This window comes from Stenotrophomonas sp. CASM101, from assembly GCF_049384845.1.
GTDB lineage: Bacteria > Pseudomonadota > Gammaproteobacteria > Xanthomonadales > Xanthomonadaceae > Stenotrophomonas > Stenotrophomonas hibiscicola.
This window is the reverse complement of the sequence record NZ_JBMRFR010000012.1, coordinates 25,058-43,720: the sequence shown is the minus strand read 5'-3', so window position 1 is coordinate 43,720 and position 18,663 is coordinate 25,058. Positions and strand designations below refer to the sequence as shown.

At 67.5% G+C, this 18,663-nt stretch carries 15 protein-coding genes and 1 riboswitch; of the genes, 6 read left to right on the top strand and 9 right to left on the bottom strand.

Annotated features, from left to right (window positions below; translation table 11 throughout):
- Nucleotides 1–22: 22 nt before the first annotated feature.
- The 3 genes from VG543_RS15545 to VG543_RS15535 all read right to left on the bottom strand — a co-directional run bounded on the left by VG543_RS15545 (nt 23) and on the right by VG543_RS15535 (nt 3,705).
- Nucleotides 23–1,069 carry a metal-dependent hydrolase gene (locus VG543_RS15545; RefSeq protein WP_423178756.1) on the bottom strand — a complete coding sequence of 349 codons (1,047 nt, stop codon included), beginning with the start codon at nt 1,067–1,069 and terminating at the stop codon, nt 23–25.
- Between the two features lie 123 nt (nt 1,070–1,192).
- Nucleotides 1,193–1,993: a UDP-2,3-diacylglucosamine diphosphatase gene (locus VG543_RS15540; RefSeq protein WP_171953443.1), complete on the bottom strand. Its 801-nt coding sequence runs from the start codon at nt 1,991–1,993 to the stop codon at nt 1,193–1,195.
- The gene (locus VG543_RS15535) at nt 1,990–3,705 is read right to left on the bottom strand and encodes a GNAT family N-acyltransferase (protein WP_134731252.1); all 1,716 of its coding nucleotides are present in this window, start codon (nt 3,703–3,705) and stop codon (nt 1,990–1,992) included. The genes VG543_RS15540 and VG543_RS15535 overlap by 4 nt, the downstream gene beginning before the upstream one ends.
- Nucleotides 3,706–4,032: 327 nt before the next feature.
- Between VG543_RS15535 and metK the strand changes: the two genes are divergently transcribed.
- A complete protein-coding gene (gene metK, locus VG543_RS15530) occupies nt 4,033–5,244 on the top strand; it encodes a methionine adenosyltransferase (protein ID WP_005408103.1) in 1,212 nt (403 codons plus the stop codon).
- Between the two features lie 140 nt (nt 5,245–5,384).
- The gene (locus VG543_RS15525) at nt 5,385–5,891 is read left to right on the top strand and encodes an acyl-CoA thioesterase (protein WP_019661090.1); all 507 of its coding nucleotides are present in this window, start codon (nt 5,385–5,387) and stop codon (nt 5,889–5,891) included.
- Nucleotides 5,892–5,958: 67 nt separating this feature from the next.
- On the opposite strand, the gene ppc is transcribed toward VG543_RS15525, so the two are convergent.
- Both ppc and VG543_RS15515 read right to left on the bottom strand, forming a co-directional pair.
- On the bottom strand, nt 5,959–8,670 hold the full coding sequence (ppc, locus tag VG543_RS15520; protein ID WP_134731301.1) for a phosphoenolpyruvate carboxylase: 2,712 nt from the start codon (nt 8,668–8,670) through the stop codon (nt 5,959–5,961).
- Between the two features lie 172 nt (nt 8,671–8,842).
- Nucleotides 8,843–11,359, bottom strand: coding sequence for a S9 family peptidase (locus tag VG543_RS15515; protein WP_423178758.1), 2,517 nt, complete (start codon nt 11,357–11,359; stop codon nt 8,843–8,845).
- 120 nt (nt 11,360–11,479) lie between these two features.
- Nucleotides 11,480–11,563, top strand: a riboswitch (S-adenosyl-L-homocysteine riboswitch).
- A 36-nt stretch (nt 11,564–11,599) separates the two neighbouring features.
- On the opposite strand from VG543_RS15515, the gene ahcY reads away from it, so the two are divergent.
- The 3 genes from ahcY to VG543_RS15500 all read left to right on the top strand — a co-directional run bounded on the left by ahcY (nt 11,600) and on the right by VG543_RS15500 (nt 14,201).
- On the top strand, nt 11,600–13,045 hold the full coding sequence (ahcY, locus tag VG543_RS15510; protein WP_019661087.1) for an adenosylhomocysteinase: 1,446 nt from the start codon (nt 11,600–11,602) through the stop codon (nt 13,043–13,045).
- 197 nt (nt 13,046–13,242) lie between these two features.
- Nucleotides 13,243–13,716: a Cys-tRNA(Pro) deacylase gene (gene ybaK, locus VG543_RS15505; RefSeq protein ID WP_423178760.1), complete on the top strand. Its 474-nt coding sequence runs from the start codon at nt 13,243–13,245 to the stop codon at nt 13,714–13,716.
- Complete coding sequence (locus tag VG543_RS15500) at nt 13,716–14,201, top strand: hypothetical protein (RefSeq protein WP_423178761.1); 486 nt, start codon at nt 13,716–13,718, stop codon at nt 14,199–14,201. Before ybaK ends, VG543_RS15500 begins: the two co-directional genes overlap by 1 nt.
- A 75-nt stretch (nt 14,202–14,276) precedes the next feature.
- On the opposite strand, the gene VG543_RS15495 is transcribed toward VG543_RS15500, so the two are convergent.
- From VG543_RS15495 to VG543_RS15480, 4 genes are read right to left on the bottom strand one after another with little or no spacing between them, the layout of a single operon-like run.
- Nucleotides 14,277–14,834 (bottom strand): DUF3228 family protein, encoded by a 558-nt coding sequence (locus tag VG543_RS15495; RefSeq protein WP_134731244.1) that lies wholly within the window; start codon nt 14,832–14,834, stop codon nt 14,277–14,279.
- A gap of 51 nt (nt 14,835–14,885) precedes the next feature.
- Entirely contained in the window at nt 14,886–15,617 is a 732-nt protein-coding gene (locus tag VG543_RS15490) for a LytR/AlgR family response regulator transcription factor (RefSeq protein ID WP_423178762.1), read from the bottom strand.
- On the bottom strand, nt 15,614–16,663 hold the full coding sequence (locus VG543_RS15485; protein ID WP_423178763.1) for a sensor histidine kinase: 1,050 nt from the start codon (nt 16,661–16,663) through the stop codon (nt 15,614–15,616). Before VG543_RS15485 ends, VG543_RS15490 begins: the two co-directional genes overlap by 4 nt.
- Before the next feature lie 24 nt (nt 16,664–16,687).
- A complete protein-coding gene (locus VG543_RS15480; RefSeq protein ID WP_154350236.1) occupies nt 16,688–17,614 on the bottom strand; it encodes an alpha/beta fold hydrolase in 927 nt (308 codons plus the stop codon).
- Between the two features lie 203 nt (nt 17,615–17,817).
- On the opposite strand from VG543_RS15480, the gene metF reads away from it, so the two are divergent.
- Entirely contained in the window at nt 17,818–18,645 is an 828-nt protein-coding gene (gene metF / locus VG543_RS15475; RefSeq protein ID WP_423178764.1) for a methylenetetrahydrofolate reductase [NAD(P)H], read from the top strand.
- Nucleotides 18,646–18,663 lie beyond the last annotated feature (18 nt).

The window sequence follows — 18,663 nt, the reverse complement described above, 5'->3', positions numbered from 1 at the left end:
CGCATCCACGCATGGCGTGGATCTACTCGACAGCGCCGACTACGGGCGCATGCCAGATCCGCTGCCACATCGCCGCCAGCCGGCGCCCGGCATCAGCGCGCGCGGCGGGACTGCTGTAATCCGCCCGCAGCTGCTCGGGCGTGATTGGCCGCCACTGCCCGTCGACCTGCTCGGCCACGGCGAAGTTGAAGGTGTAGTCCGGCTCCAGGCCCATGCGCAGGTCGCTCAGCACCAGCCGGCCGTCCATCACCTGCGCACGCATGAAGCCACGGTTGAACCAGGTCAGCTGCTGCACCGCCGGGATGCCCCCTGCTTCGCGCAGTACCTGCACGTTGGACGCGTGGCCTTCGAACCGCATCGGCCCGTGGTCGGCCACCAGCGAGCGGTCGCCCACCACGTAGCCGTTCGGCGTCATCGCCACCACCCGCCACAGCAGGGTGTTGAACGGCATCGGCACCGAGAAGCGCGGCGCATCGCCCAGGCCCATCGCGTCCAGGCTCTGCTGCGCGGCACGGTCGACCTGTGCCTTGGCGATCAGGCCCCAGCCCAGGTAGCCACTGCTGATCAGCAGCGCCACGCCCAGCACCTTGCCCACCCACGGCCGGGCGCGGCCAAACCAGGCCAGCACGCAGCCCAGCAGCAGCCACACCGTGTAACCCGGGTCGATGATGAAGACACTGGAACCCATGGTCGGGTGCGGCCGCAACGGCCACCACAGCTGGGTACCGTAGACGGTGAACGCATCCAACAGCGGATGGGTGACCAGCGCCAGCTGGATCGCCCAGAACCAGCGCAGCGGTGACTGCGCGACGCGGCCATTGCCGAAGCGCTTGAACAGCCACCAGATCAATGCGGCCACCCAGGGCAGCACCAGCAGCGAATGACTGAAACTGCGGTGCTCGATCATGTTCGCCACCGGATCGGCTGCGGTGAAACCGAGCCACAGGGCGTCGAGGTCCGGCAGGGTGCCAAGCGCGGCACCGGCCAGCAGGGCCGCGCGGCGGTGGCCAGGCGGGGCGATGGCAGCAGCGACGGCGCCACCGAGCACGATCTGGGTCAGGGAGTCCATGGGCCGATGCTAGCGGCTTGCGGGCGGTGCATGTAGAGCCGAGCCCATGCTCGGCTGCTCTTCATTGCGTGTAACGGCAGCCGAGCATGGGCTCGGCTCTACAAGGGTACAGACGCGAGCGGGTTACGCCGCCTGCGACATGCGTGCGCCCGGCAGCTCCGCCAGCGTCTGGCCGTTGTGGTCCAGCAGGCGCAGCGCGCCATCATGGTCTTCGGCCAGCGCGGTCAGGCTTTCCACCCAGTCGCCGTCGTTCGCGTAGACCAGGCCATCGCGTTCAATCAACGCAGCTCGGTGGATGTGGCCACAGACGATGCCATCCAGCCCGCGACGGCGGACATCGTCCAGCCCGGCCTGCACGAAGCGCTCGATGTAGCGTTCGGCGGCGCCGCTGCGCTTCTTCAGGAATTCAGACAATGACCAGTAGCGCATGCCCAGCAGCCGCCGCACCGCGTTCAGCGCCTGGTTGCCGGTCAGGATGCGGTAGTACAGCCAATCGCCGAATTTCTCCTGCAGGCCACCGAAGTGGGTCACGCCGTCGTACTCGTCCCCATGCACGACCAGCAGCCGGCGGCCATCGGCGGTCACGTGGATGGCGCGGCGGCGCACCTGCATCGCCGGCAGCATCAGCCCACAGACCTGGCGCAGCGAGGCATCGTGGTTGCCGGGGATGTAGATGATCTCGGTACCCGCACGGCGCAATGCATGCAGGGCCTGGATGACTTCGCTGTGTGACTGCCGCCAATTGGCCCGGCGATGCGCCATCCACCACAGGTCGATGATGTCGCCGACCAGGTACAACCGTTCGCAACGCAGCTGCAAGAGGAACCGTGCCAGCTCGGTGGCATGGCAATGACGTGAACCCAGATGCACATCGGAGACGAACACTGCGCGCCGGTGCGGCGACAGGTTCGCCAGCGCGCTCATGCCGGCGTCCCCGCGTCGCGCAGGTAGCGTTTGCGCTTGTTCGGCCGGATCGCACACAGGTCCACTTCGATCAGGCCGTCGATCGAATCGCTGAAGTCCGGGTCGACACCGAAGGCGAGGAAGCGGGCACCACCGGGTTCACACAGATCGGTGTACTGGCGGTACAGCGTGGGCACGCCGGTACCGAGCGCAGCCAGGTTGGCCTTGAGCACCTCGAACGCGGCGCCTGCATCCAGCTCACCGAAACTGGGCGGTGCGGCGAAGTACTGGAACGGGCGGTTCGATTCGGCCATGCCAGCGGTACCGCTGTAATAGCGCTGGTAGTACGCCACCAGCTGCTCGCGCGCTTCACGCGGTAGCGCCGCGCTGATCGACACGGCGCCGAACAGGTAGCGGATGCCCGGCCGGCACTGCAGGTAGGCGCCGATGCCCTGCCACAGATAGTCCAGGCTGCGGCTGCCCCAGTAGTCGGGCACCACGAAGCTGCGGCCCAGTTCCAGGCCCTCGGCGATGTGGGTGATGGCATCGTCGGAATAGCGGAACAGCGACGCGCTGTAGAGCCCGGACAGGCCGTGCCGGGCCAGTGCGTGGGCGCCGCGCATGATCCGGTACGCGCCGGCGATGCGCTGCGCGGCGGCGTCCCAGATCACGATGTGCTCGTACTGCGGGTCGTAGTTGTCGAGGTCACGGCTGCGCCCGGTGCCCTCGCCCACCTGGCGGAAGGTCAGTTCGCGCAGGCGGCCCAGCTCCAGCAGCAGCGGCGAATCGGCAGTACAGGTGGCCAGCAGAATCTGCTTGCCATCGGCGGTCTGGCCCAGCTGGGTCGCTGCGGCAATCCCTGCAGCAACCTGCGAAGGGGGCACCGGGGCGGCCAGCGGCTCAGGGCCTGCGCAGGCAGCGGCATTGCCGGCCGCGCCATTGCGGCCCAGCGCATACAGCGCGCGACGTACCGCCAGCAGCTGTGCGCCCGGGTCACCGCCATCGCCCAGCCGCATCGGCTCGCCGATGCTCAGCCGCAGCGGGCGGCCACGACGGGTGAACATCTCGCGTGCCAGCAGGGCGGTGCCGGCCGGCTTGAACAGGGTTGATGCGCCGTAGAACAGCGCCGAGTTGCGCGCTTCCACCCGCACTGGCAGCACCGGCGCCCCGGCGGCGCGGGCAAAGCGCACGAACCCGCGCTGCCAGCGACCATCGCGGATGCCTCGCAGCGAGAGGCGCGAGACCTCGCCGGCCGGGAACACGATCACGCACTGCTCGGCGGCCAGCGCCTCCTCCACCGCGTGCAGACTGCCGCGCTGGGCCTTGCCGCCAAGGATGCGCACCGGCAACAGCAGATCCTGCAGTGGCGCGATAGCCCCCAACAGATCGTTCGCCACGATCCGCACGTCACGGCGGATGCGTCCGACCGCGTCCAGCAGCGCCAGCGCGTCCAGCGCCCCGGACGGATGATTGGCAACAATCAGCAGGCGGCCGGTGGCCGGGATCTTCGCCAGCGCGGCCGGATCCACCTGGTACTGGCCATCGACGAATTCCAGGGCGGCGGCGACGAAGCCGAATCCGCGCAACCCTGCACTGCGCTTCAGGAAGGCCTCGATCTGGTCCAACCGCGACCAGCGACCGACGCTGCGCAGCAGCGGCCGTGCCAGCTGGCCACGACGGCCATGGAACCAATCGGGGAAGCGTTGCTGGAGACGCTGTTCGAGTTCCTGCATGGCGGATCCACTCATGCCCGGCGGCCGGATTGGCCGACAGCCTGCGCCCGGCAGGCGGCAGCCAGATGGCGGTTTCGGGGCAGAACGATGACGGCCGGTCCGGCAGGGTCGCGGCCTGCGCGGTCCGGGGTTGGACAGCCCCGTCCGTCGTCACGCTGGTGGAACACTGGGCCTCGAGGCCGGGCCCCAATCCCGTCACGACGGCCCCTGCCAGGCCTACGCGGGCTTAACCACCGGCAACCGGTACCGGTTCACAATGCACAGGCGGCGCACCCCGTGTATCATGCGCGCCCATCTTTCCATCCGAATCAAGGGATATTACGCCTGATGTCCAGCTATCTCTTCACCTCCGAGTCGGTCTCTGAAGGCCATCCGGACAAGGTTGCCGACCAGATCTCCGATGCGGTGCTGGACGCGATCCTGACCCAGGACCAGCGTGCCCGCGTGGCCTGCGAGACCATGGTCAAGACCGGCGTTGCCATCGTGGCCGGTGAAATCACCACCAGCGCCTGGATCGACCTGGAAGCGCTGACCCGCAAGGTCATCACGGACATCGGCTACGACAGCTCCGACGTCGGCTTCGACGGCGCCACCTGCGGCGTGCTGAACCTGATCGGCAAGCAGTCGCCGCACATCGCCCAGGGCGTGGACCGCAAGAAGCCGGAAGAAATGGGCGCTGGCGACCAGGGCCTGATGTTCGGCTATGCCACCAACGAGACCGACAGCTACATGCCGGCCGCGATCCACCTGTCGCACCGCCTGGTCGAGCAGCAGGCCAAGATCCGCAAGAAGAAGAACTCGCCGCTGTCGTGGCTGCGCCCGGACGCCAAGAGCCAGGTCACCCTGCGCTATGAAAATGGCGTGGTCTCGGCCATCGACGCCGTGGTCCTGTCGACCCAGCACGCCCCGGGCATCAAGCAGAAGGACCTCATCGAGGCCGTCCGCGAAGAAATCATCAAGCCGGTGCTGCCGGCCAAGTGGCTGCACAAGGGCACCAAGTTCCACATCAACCCGACCGGCAAGTTCGAGATCGGCGGCCCGGTGGGCGACTGTGGCCTGACCGGCCGCAAGATCATCGTCGACACCTACGGCGGCTGGGCCCGTCACGGTGGTGGCGCGTTCTCCGGCAAGGACCCGTCCAAGGTCGACCGTTCGGCTGCCTACGCGGCCCGCTACGTCGCCAAGAACGTGGTTGCTGCCGGCCTGGCCGACCGCTGCGAAGTGCAGGTCTCCTACGCCATCGGCGTGGCCGAGCCGACCTCGATCTCGGTCACCACCTTCGGCACCGGCAAGATCAGCGATGACAAGATCGAGAAGCTGATCCGCAAGCACTTCGACCTGCGCCCGTACGGCATCATCAAGATGCTGGACCTGATCCACCCGATGTACCAGCAGACTGCGGCCTACGGCCACTTCGGCCGCAAGCCGAAGGAGTTCAGCTACCTCAACGGCGAAGGCGAGACCGTCAACGCCACGGCCTTCTCCTGGGAGAAGACCGACCGCGCCGCCGCCCTGCGCGCCGATGCGAAGCTGAAGTAAGAAACACGAAGGGCCGCTCACGCGGCCCTTCTGCTTTCTGTAGAGCCGAGCCCATGCTCGGCTTTCTTTTTCCTGCGACAAGAGCAGCCGAGCATGGGCTCGGCTCTACAAGAGCTACGCCACGCCGATACAATCGGCCCATGTCGACCGAACTGAAAACCCACCAGCTGTCCATGACCGTGCTGATGTCGCCGGACATGGCCAATTTCTCCGGCAAGGTCCACGGTGGCGCGATCCTGAGGCTGCTCGACCAGGTCGCCTATGCCTGTGCCAGCCGCTACGCCGGCAGCTATGTGGTCACCCTGTCGGTGGACCAGGTGATGTTCCGCCAGCCCATCGCGGTGGGCGAGCTGGTCACCTTCCTGGCCTCGGTGAACCATACCGGCACCTCGTCGATGGAGATCGGCATCAAGGTGGTGGCCGAAGACATCCTCAAGCGCAGCGTGCGCCACGCCAACAGCTGTTTCTTCACGATGGTGGCCGTGGATGAGGAAGGCCGGCCGACGCCGGTGCCAACATTGCAGCCGGTCACCTCGGACGAGAAGCGCCGCCAGGCCGCAGCGCTGATCCGCCGCCAACTGCGCCAGGAAATGGAACAGCGCCACCTGGAACTGCTGGCATCGAATCCTCCGTCGCCGGAGGAGTGAGGGTGTGCGGGGCACGCCCCGCACCCACCGAGGCAGGTAGCGCCGGGCCATGCCCGGCGGATACGCATCAACCCGTGTTCTGCACCCCCTGCGAAACACCGTTCACGCACGCCACCAGCGCGCGCAGCAGCTCGTCATCCTCGCGCCCGCTGGCCCGCCAGCGCTGTAGCAGATCCACCTGCAGCACGCTGATCGGATCGACGTAGGGATTGCGCAGGCGGATCGACAGCGCCAGCCGCGCATCATGGTCCAGCAGCGTCTTCTGGTCCATCAGCGCCAGCAGCCAGTGCCGGGTAAGTTCCAGTTCGCGCTGTACCTGCGGGAAGAAGCGCCCGTGCAGGTCGCCAGACAACAGCGAGAACTGCTCGGCGATGGTGATATCGCCCTTGGACAGCACCATCGCGATGTCGTCCAGGAAGGTGCGGAAGAACGGCCAGTCACGCGCCATTTCGCGCAGGGTCTCTTCATGGCCAGCGTCCACCGCCGCCTGCAGGCCGCTGCCCACGCCGTACCAGCCGGGAATGACGGCACGCGCCTGGCTCCAGGCAAACACCCAGGGAATCGCACGCAGGTTGCCCAGTGCCGCATCCTGGCCGAGCCGGCGCGAAGGACGCGAGCCCAGCGTCATCCGCTCGATCACGTCGATGGGTGTGGCGGTACGGAAGTAGTCCATGAAGCCGGCCTGGCCAACAAAGGCGCGATACACCTCGCTGCTGGCCGATGACACCGCGTCCATCACCGGCCGCCACGCATCCTCGCGCGGCTCGGCGGCACGCGGGCGCAGGCTGGCGCGCAGCACCGCACCGGTGGCCTGTTCCAGCGAGCGCAGGGCCAGCGCGCGGATGCCATATTTGCGATGGATCACTTCGCCCTGCTCGGTCACCCGCAGGCGGCCATCGATGCTGCCGCGCGGTGAAGCATCCACCGCGTGCGTGGTCTTCCCACCGCCACGGCTGATCGAGCCGCCACGGCCATGGAAGAAGGTCAGGCGGATGCCCGCCTCGGCCGCCACCTCCAGCAGTTCCACCTGCGCGCGCTGCAGGCCCCAGCGCGAGGCGGCGATGCCACCGTCCTTGCTGCTGTCCGAGTAGCCGAGCATCACCATCTGCACGTCGCCGCGCGCGCGCAGATGGGTGCGATACACCGGGTCGTCCAGCAGGTCGCGCAGCGTGGCGGTGCCGCGCTTGAGGTCATCCACGGTTTCAAACAGCGGCGCGATGTCCAGCGGCACCGTGTCATCGGCGTCGACCAGGCCACCACGCCGCGCCAGCGCCAGTACCGCCAGCACGTCGCTGCGGTCGTGCGCCATCGAAATGATGTAACTGCCCAGTGCATCGCCGCCATGGCGTGCGCGTGCATCAGCCAGCGCGGCAAACACCGCATCCAGCCGCTGGTTGCCTTCGTCGTCGCCCTTCGGCAACGGCGTGTCACCACTCGCATGCGGCGCCAGCAGGCGCGCACGCCCCACGGCATCGAGATCGTCCCACGCTACGTCACTGCCCAGCACCGTGGCCAGCGCACGCGCATGCACGCTCGATTCCTGGCGCACATCCAGCCGCGCCAGATGGAAGCCGAACGTCTTCACCCGCCACAGCAGACGCTGCACGGCAAAGCCGCCGGCATGTTCGCCGCGATTGGCGCGCAGGCTGTCGAGGATCAGCTGCAGATCGTCGATCAGTTCGGCGGGGCCGGCGTAGGCGCCGCTGCCATCATCCAGCGTGGCCTGCAGGCGTGCGCGCATGCGGTCGTTGAGCAGGCGGTACGGCATGTCGGCATGGCGCGGGCGCGACTGCACCTGCGGCAGCAGCTGCTGGTACTGCGCCACGCGTGCCTGCAACGCATCACTCACGCCCACTCGCTCGGTAGACTGGCTGAGCAGGCTGGCCAGCTGCAGCAGTTCCTTCTGGTAGCGCCCCAGCACTGCCTGCCGCTGTGCATCCAGCGTGTTGCGGATGGTGGTGGCATCCACGTTCGGGTTGCCGTCCATGTCGCCGCCCACCCAGGTGCCGAAGCGCAGCAGGCGCGGCAGCGGCAGTTCTTCGCCGAAGGTATCGCGCAGCGCCTGCTGCAGCGATTCGTACAGCACCGGGATCACCCGGTACAGCACCTGTACCAGATAAAAGCCGACGTGCTCGCGCTCGTCGTCCACGGTGGGCCGCACCGGCGAGGAATCGGTGGTCTGCCACGAAGCGGTCAGCGCCATGCGGAAGCGCGCGGCATCGGCGGCCGCTTCCCCCGGCGTGCGCTGGCCATCAAGGTTGTCGACCAGGCTGGCCACCATCAGCTGCTCTTTCTCCAGCAGCGCGCGGCGCACCGCTTCGGTCGGGTGCGCGGTAAACACCGGTTCGATGTCGATGCGCGGCAGCCATTGCGCCAGCTCGTCCAGCGTCACGCCCTGCGCCTTCAGGTGCTGCAGCGCATCCTGCAGGCCATCGGGCTGCGCCCCTGCGGTACCGGCACGCTGGTAGTCACGGCGGCGGCGGATGCGATGCACGCGCTCGGCGATGTTGACCACCTGGAAATAGGTGCTGAACGCCCGCACCATGGTCTCGGCCTGCTGCGGCGTGCGCCCGGCCAGCCCTTCGGCCAGCTCGGACAACGCCGCCTGGTTCTCGCGGCGGGCGATGGCGCGGGTGCGCACGTCCTCGACATCGTCGAGGAAAGCGGCGGAGACCTGTTCAACCAGCAGGTCGCCGACCAGCGCGCCGAGCCGGCGCACGTCATCGCGAAGCGGAAGATCGGGAGAAGCAAACTCGATGCTGCTGCGGTACTCGTTCATCGGCGACGCACAGGCCTCGGTCAACGGATCCAGACCCCAAGCCTAAACCAGAACGGGCAGCGTGCTGCGATGCAAAAATGGTTTCATCTGGTAGTGCCGGCCGCTGGCCGGCAACCTCAGCTTGCGTGAGTCCATGAGGTTGCCGGCCAGCGGCCGGCACTACCGGGTCCGGTCAGCGCTTCTTCTTCGCCTTGCCCTGCTCGGCCGGGCCGATGGTCTGCTCCAGCCAGCGCTCGCTTTCGGCCAGCATGGTCATGATCGATTCGCGTGCGCGGTAGGCATGCGATTCGTTGGGCAGCATCACCAGCCGCGCGGTGCCACCCAGGCCCTTCACCGCGGCGAACATGCGCTCGCTCTGGATCGGGAACGTGCCGGAGTTGTTGTCGTCCACGCCGTGGATGAAGAGGATCGGATCCTTGATCCTGTCGGCGTAGTTGAAAGGCGCCATCTTCTGGTAGACCTCCTGTGCCTGCCAGTAGTTGCGTTCCTCGGCCTGGAAGCCGAACGGGGTGAGCGTGCGGTTGTAGGCGCCGCTGCGGGCGATGCCGGCCTTGAACAGGCGGGTGTGTGCCAGCAGGTTGGCGGTCATGAACGCACCGTAGGAATGGCCGCCGATGGCGATGTGATCGCGATCGGTCACGCCACGGCGCACCACCTCATCCACCGCTGCCTGCGCGTTGGCCACCAGCTGTTCGATGTAGGTGTCGTTCGGCTCCTTGTCGCCCTCACCGATGATCGGCATCGACGGGCTGGCCAGCACCACATAGCCCTTGGCCAGGAACGCCTGCGGGCCCCAGTAGCTGACCGCGTTGAAGCGGTACGGCGAATCGGTCACCTGGCTGGCCGCAGCCGCGCTCTTGAACTCACCCGGGTAGGCCCACATCAGCAGCGGCCGCGGGCCGTCCCGCTTGGGGTCGTAGCCCGGCGGCAGCAGCAGGGTCGCGGTCAGGTCGACCCCATCCTTGCGCTTGTAGCGGATCTGCTCCTTCTGCACGCCCTTCAACTGCGGCAGCGGGTGCGCGAAACGGGTCAGCGCGCGCGGTGCAGCACCGGCATCGGCCAGCGACTGCACGTAGAAGTTGGCCGGCTCATCCGGGCTCTCGCGGCTCAGCAGCAGCGAGCTGGCCTGGTCGTCCAGCAACGCCACCGGCAGCGAATAGCTCGGCGCCTGCGAGTGGAACAGGCGCGTTGCCTTGCCCGTGGCGATGTCGAAGCGGTCCACGAACGGACGGTCGCCTTCCGGCGAAGCACCGGCACCGGCCAGGTACAGGCTGCTGCCATCGGGGCTGGTCTGCAGCAGCGAACGACCCCGCTCGTCACTGGCCAGCAGCGGCCGGCCCGGATCGGCATAGCGGTCCTGCGCGTCACGATCCCACAGCAGGCGCGGCTCGGCACCGGCGTTGTCCGGGGCGATCAGCCAGGTCTTGGTCCTGCGGGTCTTCCACCACGATTCGGTCAGCAGGGCCAGGTCACCGCGGCCCCAGCTGATGCCGGCCAGGCGGCTGCCAAGCTGGGCCAGGGTGACCGGCGGTTTGTCGAACGGCGCGGCCTGCATCAGCACCGCATCGCGCACCCTGGCCTCCCTGTTCGGGTCGCCGCCGTCCTGCGCTTCGGCCCAGACCAGGGTGGCGTCGGCATCACCGCGCCAGCTGATGTCGCGCACGCCGGTCACTTCGGCATCGTTGCCGGTCGGCAGCCCTTCCACCAGCGGGCGAACGGCGACGGTGTGCACCAGCTTGCCGCTGGCACGGTCGATCACTTCAATGCGGCGCGGGAAACTGCTCACCGGCACCACGTAGGAGTACGGGCGCTGCACCGGCTGGCGCAGCACGAAGCGGCCATCCGGCGACACCGAGAAGCCCATGAAGATGCCGGCCGCGCCGATCGCGCGGGTGCTGCCATCCAGGCCGACTTCCATTGGCTGGGTAGTGGCGTAGTAGTCGAACTGGCGTGCGTCGGCCTCGTTCTTCAGCAGGTCCTGGTAGGTACGGATCGACACCACGCCGCCGCCCTGGCTGGTCTGCTGCACGGCCGGGCCGGTCGGAATGCCATCGGCGGGCGGGGCCGCACCGAGGTTGGCCGGGCGGGTGAACACCACCAGGCCGCGGCTGTCCGGCAGCCACTGGTAGCCGCTGCCGATCACCGTGTTCAGGCCGGCAACCAGGCGGCGGGCACTGCCGCCGGCCACGTCCACCAGCCACAGTTCATTGGCGCCACTGGCAGCGTCGACCTGGTTGAAGGCAAGCCACTTCTGGTCCGGCGACCACATCACACTGGCGATCGACAGCTTGGCCGGCAGGCCGCTGATCTGCCGCTCCTTGCCGTCGGCCACGTTCATCAGCCACAGCTTCTCGCCGAAGCTGAAGCGGCTGTCGGAGAACGTGCGCGGGTTGATGCGCAGGCCAGCCAGCTTCAGTTCCGGCTGCGCCACCACCTGGATCGAAGGCAGCGACGGCATCTGCATCATCGCGGCCACGTCGCGGCGCGGCGACAGGAACAGCGACGGCGCGCGCGGGGCGTCGACCACTGCCTGCAGTGCGGCCGATGGCAGTTCGTAGCCATTGACGCCCTGCGCCTGCGCCGGAGCTGGCTGGGAGCCGGCCGCCCAGGCCAGCGGGGCCACCGCCAGCAGCCCCATCGACAGGACCAGGCCGGTCCACCGCCGCGTACGGCGCGCGTGCATGCTCATCGTTCCACCTGTGTGATGCGTGAAAACACCGACCTTAACAGGCCGTGCACGCGGCCCCATCTGCCGATGGTTGGGTCATGCCGATGTCATGCCGGGGCCGCGATATAATGCGGGTCCTCCCCTGCCGAGGGGCGCTGCGACCGGATCCCACGAGGCCCGGCCAGGCTCGGTAAGGTGGCTTTGTAACAACGGCGCCCGGCTAGATGCGAGCACCCGCTCGTCCACAACCGGAGCACACGAATGAACGCTGTTGCCAAGACCTTCTCCACCGAAGGTGATTACAAGATCCGCGATATCACGCTGGCCGACTGGGGCCGCAAGGAACTGGACATCGCCGAGCACGAAATGCCGGGCCTGATGTCGATCCGCCGCAAGTACCAGGCCGAGCTGCCGCTGAAGGGCGTGCGCGTGACCGGGTCGCTGCACATGACCATCCAGACCGCGGTGCTGATCGAGACCCTGAAGGACATCGGCGCCGACGTGCGCTGGGCCTCGTGCAACATCTTCTCGACCCAGGACCACGCGGCCGCCGCCATTGCCGCCACCGGCACCCCGGTGTTTGCCTGGAAGGGCGAGACCCTGGAAGAGTACTGGGACTGCACCCTGGACGCGCTGACCTTCACCCTGGCCGATGGCACCCTGACCGGCCCGGAGCTGGTGGTGGACGACGGCGGTGACGTGACCCTGCTGATCCACAAGGGCTACGAGCTGGAAAACGGCAGCGACTGGGTCAACACCGCCTCCGCCTCGCACGAAGAACAGGTCATCAAGAACCTGCTCAAGCGCGTGGCCAAGGAGCGCCCCGGTTACTGGGGCCGCGTGGTCAAGGACTGGAAGGGTGTCTCCGAGGAGACCACCACCGGCGTGCACCGCCTGTACCAGCTGGCCCAGGCCGGCACCCTGCTGATCCCGGCGATCAACGTCAACGACTCGGTCACCAAGAGCAAGTTCGACAACCTGTACGGCTGCCGCGAGTCGCTGGCCGACGGCCTGAAGCGCGCGATGGACGTGATGCTGGCGGGCAAGGTGGCCGTGGTCTGCGGCTACGGCGACGTCGGCAAGGGCTGCGCGGCCTCGCTGCGTGCCTACGGTGCGCGCGTGATCGTCACCGAGATCGACCCGATCTGCGCCCTGCAGGCGGCGATGGAAGGCTATGAAGTCAACACCATCGAATCGACCCTGGGCCGTGCCGACCTGTACGTCACCACCACCGGCAACCGCGACATCATCCGCATCGAGCACCTGAGCGCGATGAAGGACCAGGCCATCGTCTGCAACATCGGCCACTTCGACAACGAGATCCAGGTCGACGCACTGGTGTCCTACCCGGGCATCAAGCACGTCAACATCAAGCCGCAGGTGGACAAGTACATCTTCCCGAACGGCAACGCGATCTTCCTGCTGGCCGAAGGCCGCCTGGTGAACCTGGGCTGCGCCACCGGCCACCCGAGCTTCGTGATGTCCAACAGCTTCGCCAACCAGACCCTGGCGCAGATCGACCTGTGGGCGAACAAGGACAGCTACGAGAAGAAGGTCTACCTGCTGCCGAAGAAGCTGGACGAGGAAGTGGCGCGCCTGCACCTGGAGAAGATCGGCGTGAAGCTGACCACCCTGACCCAGGAACAGGCCGACTACATCGGCGTGCCGGTGGAAGGCCCGTTCAAGCCGGACCACTACCGCTACTGATGCCTGCGCGGTGCCGGCCAGCGGCCGGCACTACCGGTGCATGCGACACGGACGGGCGCCTTCGGGCGTCCGTTCTGCGTTTGCGTGTGGCCGTACACCCCGCATCCAGTCCCCACTGGTAGATCCACGCCATGCGTGGATGCTCCGGCAGTAGCTTCGGTCAAGGCAACGCGCCCAGCGCGCGCTACGATGCAGCCATGACCCCTGCCATCAACCTGCTCAAGCGCGAGAAGATCGCCCACACCGTGCGCAGCTACGTGCACGACGCCCACGCCGGATCGTACGGCGGCGAAGCCGTGGACAAGCTCGGCCTCGATCCAGCCCAGGTGTTCAAGACCCTGCTGGCCAGCACCGAAACGCACGAACTGCTGGTGGCGATCGTACCGGTGGCCGGCCAGCTCGACCTGAAGGCCCTGGCCGAAGCAGCCGGCTGCAGGAAGTGCGAGATGGCCGCCGCAGATGTGGCACAACGCGCCACCGGCTACCTGGTCGGTGGCATCAGCCCGCTCGGGCAGAAGAAGCGCCTGCGCACCTTCCTGGACGCCAGCGCGCAGGCGCTGCCCCGCCTGCATGTCAGCGCCGGTCGCCGCGGACTGGAAGTGGAACTGGCACCGGCCGACCTGCTGCGCCTCACCGCCGGCCACTACGCTGCCATCGGCAAGTCTCGCTGATGCGCTGGCCCTGGTCTGCAGCGCGGATACCCCGTCTCGACGATGCACAGGCCGATGTGCTGTTGCAGGACCTGCTGTCGCGCGACGCAACGCGCATCACCGATGCCGCACGTAGCGTCGCACGGCTGTTCAGTGCCTCATCGTTGGACACGTTGGCCACACATGTCGACCTGATCGAACGCAGCTGCGAGGGCATCGCCCTGGGCGGCATGCTGATCAGCAACCAGGCACACCTCAAGGCGGGCCTGCAACGGCTACGCTACTGGCAGGCGCGTAAGGGATGCCTGTGTGCGCTCAACCCCGGCTACCCGTTCTTCGATCCGCGTCGCCTGATCGAACAAGGGCAGATGCAGCTGCTCTCGTTGCAGGAGGCCGAGGATGTTTGGGGCGATTGCCATACCGTTGCCTGCACGCAATGCGGCCAGCATTGGCAGGCCATCGACCGCGAGTACCATTACCCGTGGTGGGAATGGAAAGCTGCCTGAAGGCCAAGCAGCCACGCATGGCGTGGCTCTACTGCGGTCCGCACATTCACGCGATGCGTGGATGGCAAATATTGCTCACGGCCGCCAGTTCGCGTTGTTCTCCCAGAACTCGACAGAACGCCGGTACGCCTCACGGTCCAGCGGCACGCCGGAGCCGCCCTCCTCCACGCCCAGCGCATTGCGCATCATCGTGATCGGCGCCATTGGCACCTCTTCCGGTTCGGCGGTGTAGATGCAGCCGACGATGCCCCAGTCGGCCTCGATCGGCGAACCTTCCCTGGCCAGCTGCTCGGCGCTGTACAGGATCACCACCAGGTAGTTCGCACGCGGCGATTCCACGCCCTCGAACCAACGCACCAGCACCGGCAATTCCTCGCGGTTGCGCGCTTCGTAACCACTGCGCAGCAGGTGGCGGTTGGCCTCGGTGACCGGCACCGTCAGGCAGCGCGTGCTGGTCCAGTTCTCGTAGACGAACAGCTTGCAGAACGGGGCGTAGCCGTCGAGTACCTTCAGTGGCGCATGCGCATTGAGATGTGCCTCGAACTGCTCGGCGGTGCAGTCCTGGATGGTGTTGCCACGCGGCACGCGCGGGAACAGGCGGGGACGGGCGAAATCGGTGAGGACGATGGACATGGCGCAGGTGTGATCAGGAGTTCTGCTGCACAGGGTAACCGCTGGCAGCCCCTACAACGCCATCCGCTCGCGCAGGTCACGTGCCTGCCGCCGCGATACCTCCACCTCGCTGCCGTCGTCCAGCGTCAGGTCGTAGCCATCTGCAATGCTGGGCGTCACGCCACGAATGCGGCGCAGGTTGACCAGCGTGTTGCGGTTGGCGCGGAAGAACAACTCCGGCGGCAGGCGTGCTTCCAGCGCGCTCAGGCTGCGAGTCAGCAGGGCGTTCTGGTCGCGGAACCACAGCCGTGTGTAGTTGCCATCCACCACCAGCCGACGGATCTCCGAGACCGCGACGAACCAGCAGCGTTCGCCCTCGCGCACGAACACCTGGTCCTGCGCGCCCAGCGTGCTGCGCGGCTCCGGTGTTTCGCCCGCCACCACCTCGCGCTGGCGCGCCCGCTGCAACGCTTCCAGCAAGCGCGGCGCCTCGACCGGCTTCACCAGATAGTCCAGCGCATTGGCCTGGAAGGCGCGCACCGCGTAGGTGTCGTAGGCAGTAACGAACACCACCGCCGGCACCGCCTCCAACCCATCCAGCACATCGAAGCCGCTGCCGGAGGGCATCTGTACATCCAGCAGCACCAGGTCCGGGGCCAGTGTGGCGATCGCCTCGCGTGCAGCGGGCACATCGTCGGCCTCGCCCACGCACTGCACCCACGGCAGCGCCGACAACAGCGTGCGCAGCTCCTGGCGCGCCAGCCGTGCATCATCAACGATCAACACACGCAGCATGGCACTCATTGTGGAATCTCCAGCAGGGCCTGCATGCGGTCGCCGACCGGCTGCAGGGTGAAATGCCCCTGCGTGCCGAGCTGCGCACGCAGGTAGGCAAGGCCAACACCATGCCCGTGGGTGAGCTCGCTGGCGTTGCCCAACGGGTTGTCCACCTGAAGGCGCAACACATCGCCGTCCAACGTGGCCCGGATCTCTATCCCGCCACCGCCGGGGCGACTGGCGATGCCGTGCTTGATGGCATTTTCAACCAGCAACTGCAGCGCCATCGCCGGCAATTGTGCCTGCAGGGCGCCGGCATCGATGTGCTGTCCTACCTGCAGGCGCTGCTCGAAGTGGATCGCCTCGATGGCCAGGTAATCGTCCACGACCGCCAGTTCCTCGGCCAGCGTGACCTGCTCGCTGCGGTTGTTCGCCAGCGCCTGCCGCAGCGTGCGCGACAGGCGGGTGACCATGTCGCGGGCCCGCTCCGGGTCTTCCAGGATCAGCGCGCGCAGGTTGTTCAGCGCATTGAACATGAAGTGCGGGTTGAGCCGTGCGCGTAGTGCATCGCGCTCCAGTGCGCTGCGTTCGGCTTCGGCTCGCAGCCGGGCCAGTTCACTGTGGCGCGCCCGGCGCAGACCGTGCAGGCCGGCCCATAGGCCGGTCCACATCAGCAGGAACAGCGCGGTGTTCATCCAGTACACCAGCAGCGAAGACCATCGGTAATCCGCGTGGCCACCGGGCAGCTGCACCCAGCCCAGTGCCAGCGCCGGCAGCAGCAGCGCCGCCGTCATCGCCTGTGCGACGCTGGCGCCGGCCACCACACCGGCGGCCAGTTTCAACACCAGGCTGCCCAGGCTCCCCTCCCACCAGCGCTGGCGCAGCGCCACCGCGCGCAGCATGCCACTGCACAGCCACAGGCAGGCGGCCACGCTGACGGTGATCAACACGATGCCGCTGAACACCACGCCGCCGCCGATCCGCATCCCCGCCCACAGCCCGTACATCGCATAACCCGCCCATGCCAGTGCATTGAGCGTCCAGAAGCGGCGGGATGAGGTAGTGGCGTCCATGCGGGCTCTCGGCGAGGACAAGGGTCAGGGGTGCGCGGCGAGGAAACGCTGCACCTGCTCCTGCAGCCAGCGCGGATCATCCCACATCAGGAAGTGGAACCCCTGTGCGCTCATCGCAATCTGCACGCCCTGAAGCTTCGCGTACTGGGCCTGGAACACCGCGCGCGTGCTGTCCTCGGTGCCGCCCATCGGCTGGTAGCCGGCCCAGCTGCCCAGCACCAGCGTCGGTGCGGTGATCGAGGCGATGCTGTCACGCAGGTCGGTGGTCATCACCGCATGCATGGCATCGGCCGTGGTCTGGCGGTCGCTGGCTTCGCCCCAGCGGCCCAGCTCGGCCTGCCGCTGCGGATCGCGGGTCATCCCCGGCAGGCCGGCCTTCAGCTGCGCCTGCCATTGCGCAGCGTCGGCGGCCAGCATGCCCTTGCGCAGCTGGTCGGCCATCGGCCGCACGCTGTCAGCGGTAGCCTTCGGGTCACGCGCGGCCGGCAGGAACGGCAGTGCGTCAACCACCACCAGCGCGCTGACCGCCTTCGGCTCGGTCTGCGCCATCTGCAGGCCCAGCAGGCCACCGAGGCTGTGGCCAACCACCACCACCGGCCCCAGGTGCTGGTCATGCAGGTAGGCCAGCAGCTGCCCGCGCATCGCCGGCAGGAACTCGGCCGGGCGCGGATCGGCCGCAAGCGCACCGGCAAAGCCCGGCAGCTGCACCAGATGACACTGCACAGCTTTCAGGGCCAGGCAGGTCTCGCGCCAGACCCCGGCGCTGCTGTTCAGGCCGGGGATCATCAGCAGCGGGCGACCTTTGCCGACCACCTCGACCTGCACCTTACCCGCCGCCGGGGCGCTGGCGGCGTGCGCCGAGCCGGAACCGAGCACGGCCATCGCCATGCCGATCATCGCCAGCCGGGCCAAGGCCTTCATTGCATACCAGAGTGCCAGGAAGATCTTCATCATTTGCTCCTTCGTCGGGTGGGTGTTGCCGGGATGGGAACAGCGTGGCGCCGACCACGGCACCCGGGTTGCGATTTCGGAGCAGCGGCCGATCGCCGGGGCGAACGGTCGCAGGCGACGGACGGTGCACACCCGTACGAATTGACAACATCCATCTTGATGGAGCGATATACTGATCCGCACCCGCCGCTGCCGCCCGTACCATGACCGCCATCAGCTTCGAGTTCTATCCGCCCAAGACCGACGAACAGCGCAGCCAGCTGGATCGTGCCGCAGCCAAGCTGAAGGACTACGGCCCCGAGTACGTGTCCTGTACCTTCGGCGCTGGTGGCTCGACCCTGAGCTATACCTCCGAGACCGTGCGCCACCTCAACCAGCACCATGGGTTCGATGCGGCGCCGCACCTGTCATGCGTGGGCGGCACCCGCCAGGAGATCCGCGAGCTGCTCAAGCTGTACCGCGCCATCGGCTGCCGCCGCTTGGTCGCGCTGCGTGGCGACCTGCCCTCGGGCATGGGCTTCCCCGGAGACATGCGCTACGCCGCCGAGCTGATCGACTTCATCCGTACCGAGCACGGCGATGCGTTCCACATCGAAGTGGGCGCGTATCCGGAGACACATCCGCAGGCCTCCGATTCACTGGCTGACCTGAAGCACTTCAAGGCCAAGATCGATGCCGGTGCCGATGCGGCCATCACCCAGTATTTCTTCAATCCGGACGCGTACTTCCATTTCGTCGATGAAGTGCGGCGGCTGGGCGTGCAGGTGCCGATCACGCCGGGCATCATGCCGATCGCCAACTTCAGCCAGCTGCGCCGCTTCTCCGAACAGTGTGGTGCGGAGATTCCGCGCTGGATCAGTCGCAAGATGCAGGCCTATGGCGATGATGCGGAGTCGGTGCGTGCATTCGGCACGGAAGTGGTGGCCCGGCTGTGCCAGCGCCTGATCGAAGGCGGCGCGCCCGGCCTGCACTTCTACACGCTGAACCTGGCCAAGCCGACCACCTCGGTGCTGAGGCTGCTGCAGGGCTGAAAGCACGCCGCGCGAGCA

Excerpts from the sequence above, each read along its gene's own strand:
- VG543_RS15545 (WP_423178756.1), bottom strand. The coding sequence starts at position 1,069 with ATGGACTCCCTGACCCAGATCGTGCTCGGTGGCGCCGTCGCTGCTGCC.
- VG543_RS15540 (WP_171953443.1), bottom strand. The coding sequence starts at position 1,993 with ATGAGCGCGCTGGCGAACCTGTCGCCGCACCGGCGCGCAGTGTTCGTC.
- VG543_RS15535 (WP_134731252.1), bottom strand. The coding sequence starts at position 3,705 with ATGCAGGAACTCGAACAGCGTCTCCAGCAACGCTTCCCCGATTGGTTC.
- metK (WP_005408103.1), top strand. The coding sequence starts at position 4,033 with ATGTCCAGCTATCTCTTCACCTCCGAGTCGGTCTCTGAAGGCCATCCG.
- VG543_RS15525 (WP_019661090.1), top strand. The coding sequence starts at position 5,385 with ATGTCGACCGAACTGAAAACCCACCAGCTGTCCATGACCGTGCTGATG.
- ppc (WP_134731301.1), bottom strand. The coding sequence starts at position 8,670 with ATGAACGAGTACCGCAGCAGCATCGAGTTTGCTTCTCCCGATCTTCCG.
- VG543_RS15515 (WP_423178758.1), bottom strand. The coding sequence starts at position 11,359 with ATGAGCATGCACGCGCGCCGTACGCGGCGGTGGACCGGCCTGGTCCTG.
- ahcY (WP_019661087.1), top strand. The coding sequence starts at position 11,600 with ATGAACGCTGTTGCCAAGACCTTCTCCACCGAAGGTGATTACAAGATC.
- ybaK (WP_423178760.1), top strand. The coding sequence starts at position 13,243 with ATGACCCCTGCCATCAACCTGCTCAAGCGCGAGAAGATCGCCCACACC.
- VG543_RS15500 (WP_423178761.1), top strand. The coding sequence starts at position 13,716 with ATGCGCTGGCCCTGGTCTGCAGCGCGGATACCCCGTCTCGACGATGCA.
- VG543_RS15495 (WP_134731244.1), bottom strand. The coding sequence starts at position 14,834 with ATGTCCATCGTCCTCACCGATTTCGCCCGTCCCCGCCTGTTCCCGCGC.
- VG543_RS15490 (WP_423178762.1), bottom strand. The coding sequence starts at position 15,617 with ATGAGTGCCATGCTGCGTGTGTTGATCGTTGATGATGCACGGCTGGCG.
- VG543_RS15485 (WP_423178763.1), bottom strand. The coding sequence starts at position 16,663 with ATGGACGCCACTACCTCATCCCGCCGCTTCTGGACGCTCAATGCACTG.
- VG543_RS15480 (WP_154350236.1), bottom strand. The coding sequence starts at position 17,614 with ATGAAGATCTTCCTGGCACTCTGGTATGCAATGAAGGCCTTGGCCCGG.
- metF (WP_423178764.1), top strand. The coding sequence starts at position 17,818 with ATGACCGCCATCAGCTTCGAGTTCTATCCGCCCAAGACCGACGAACAG.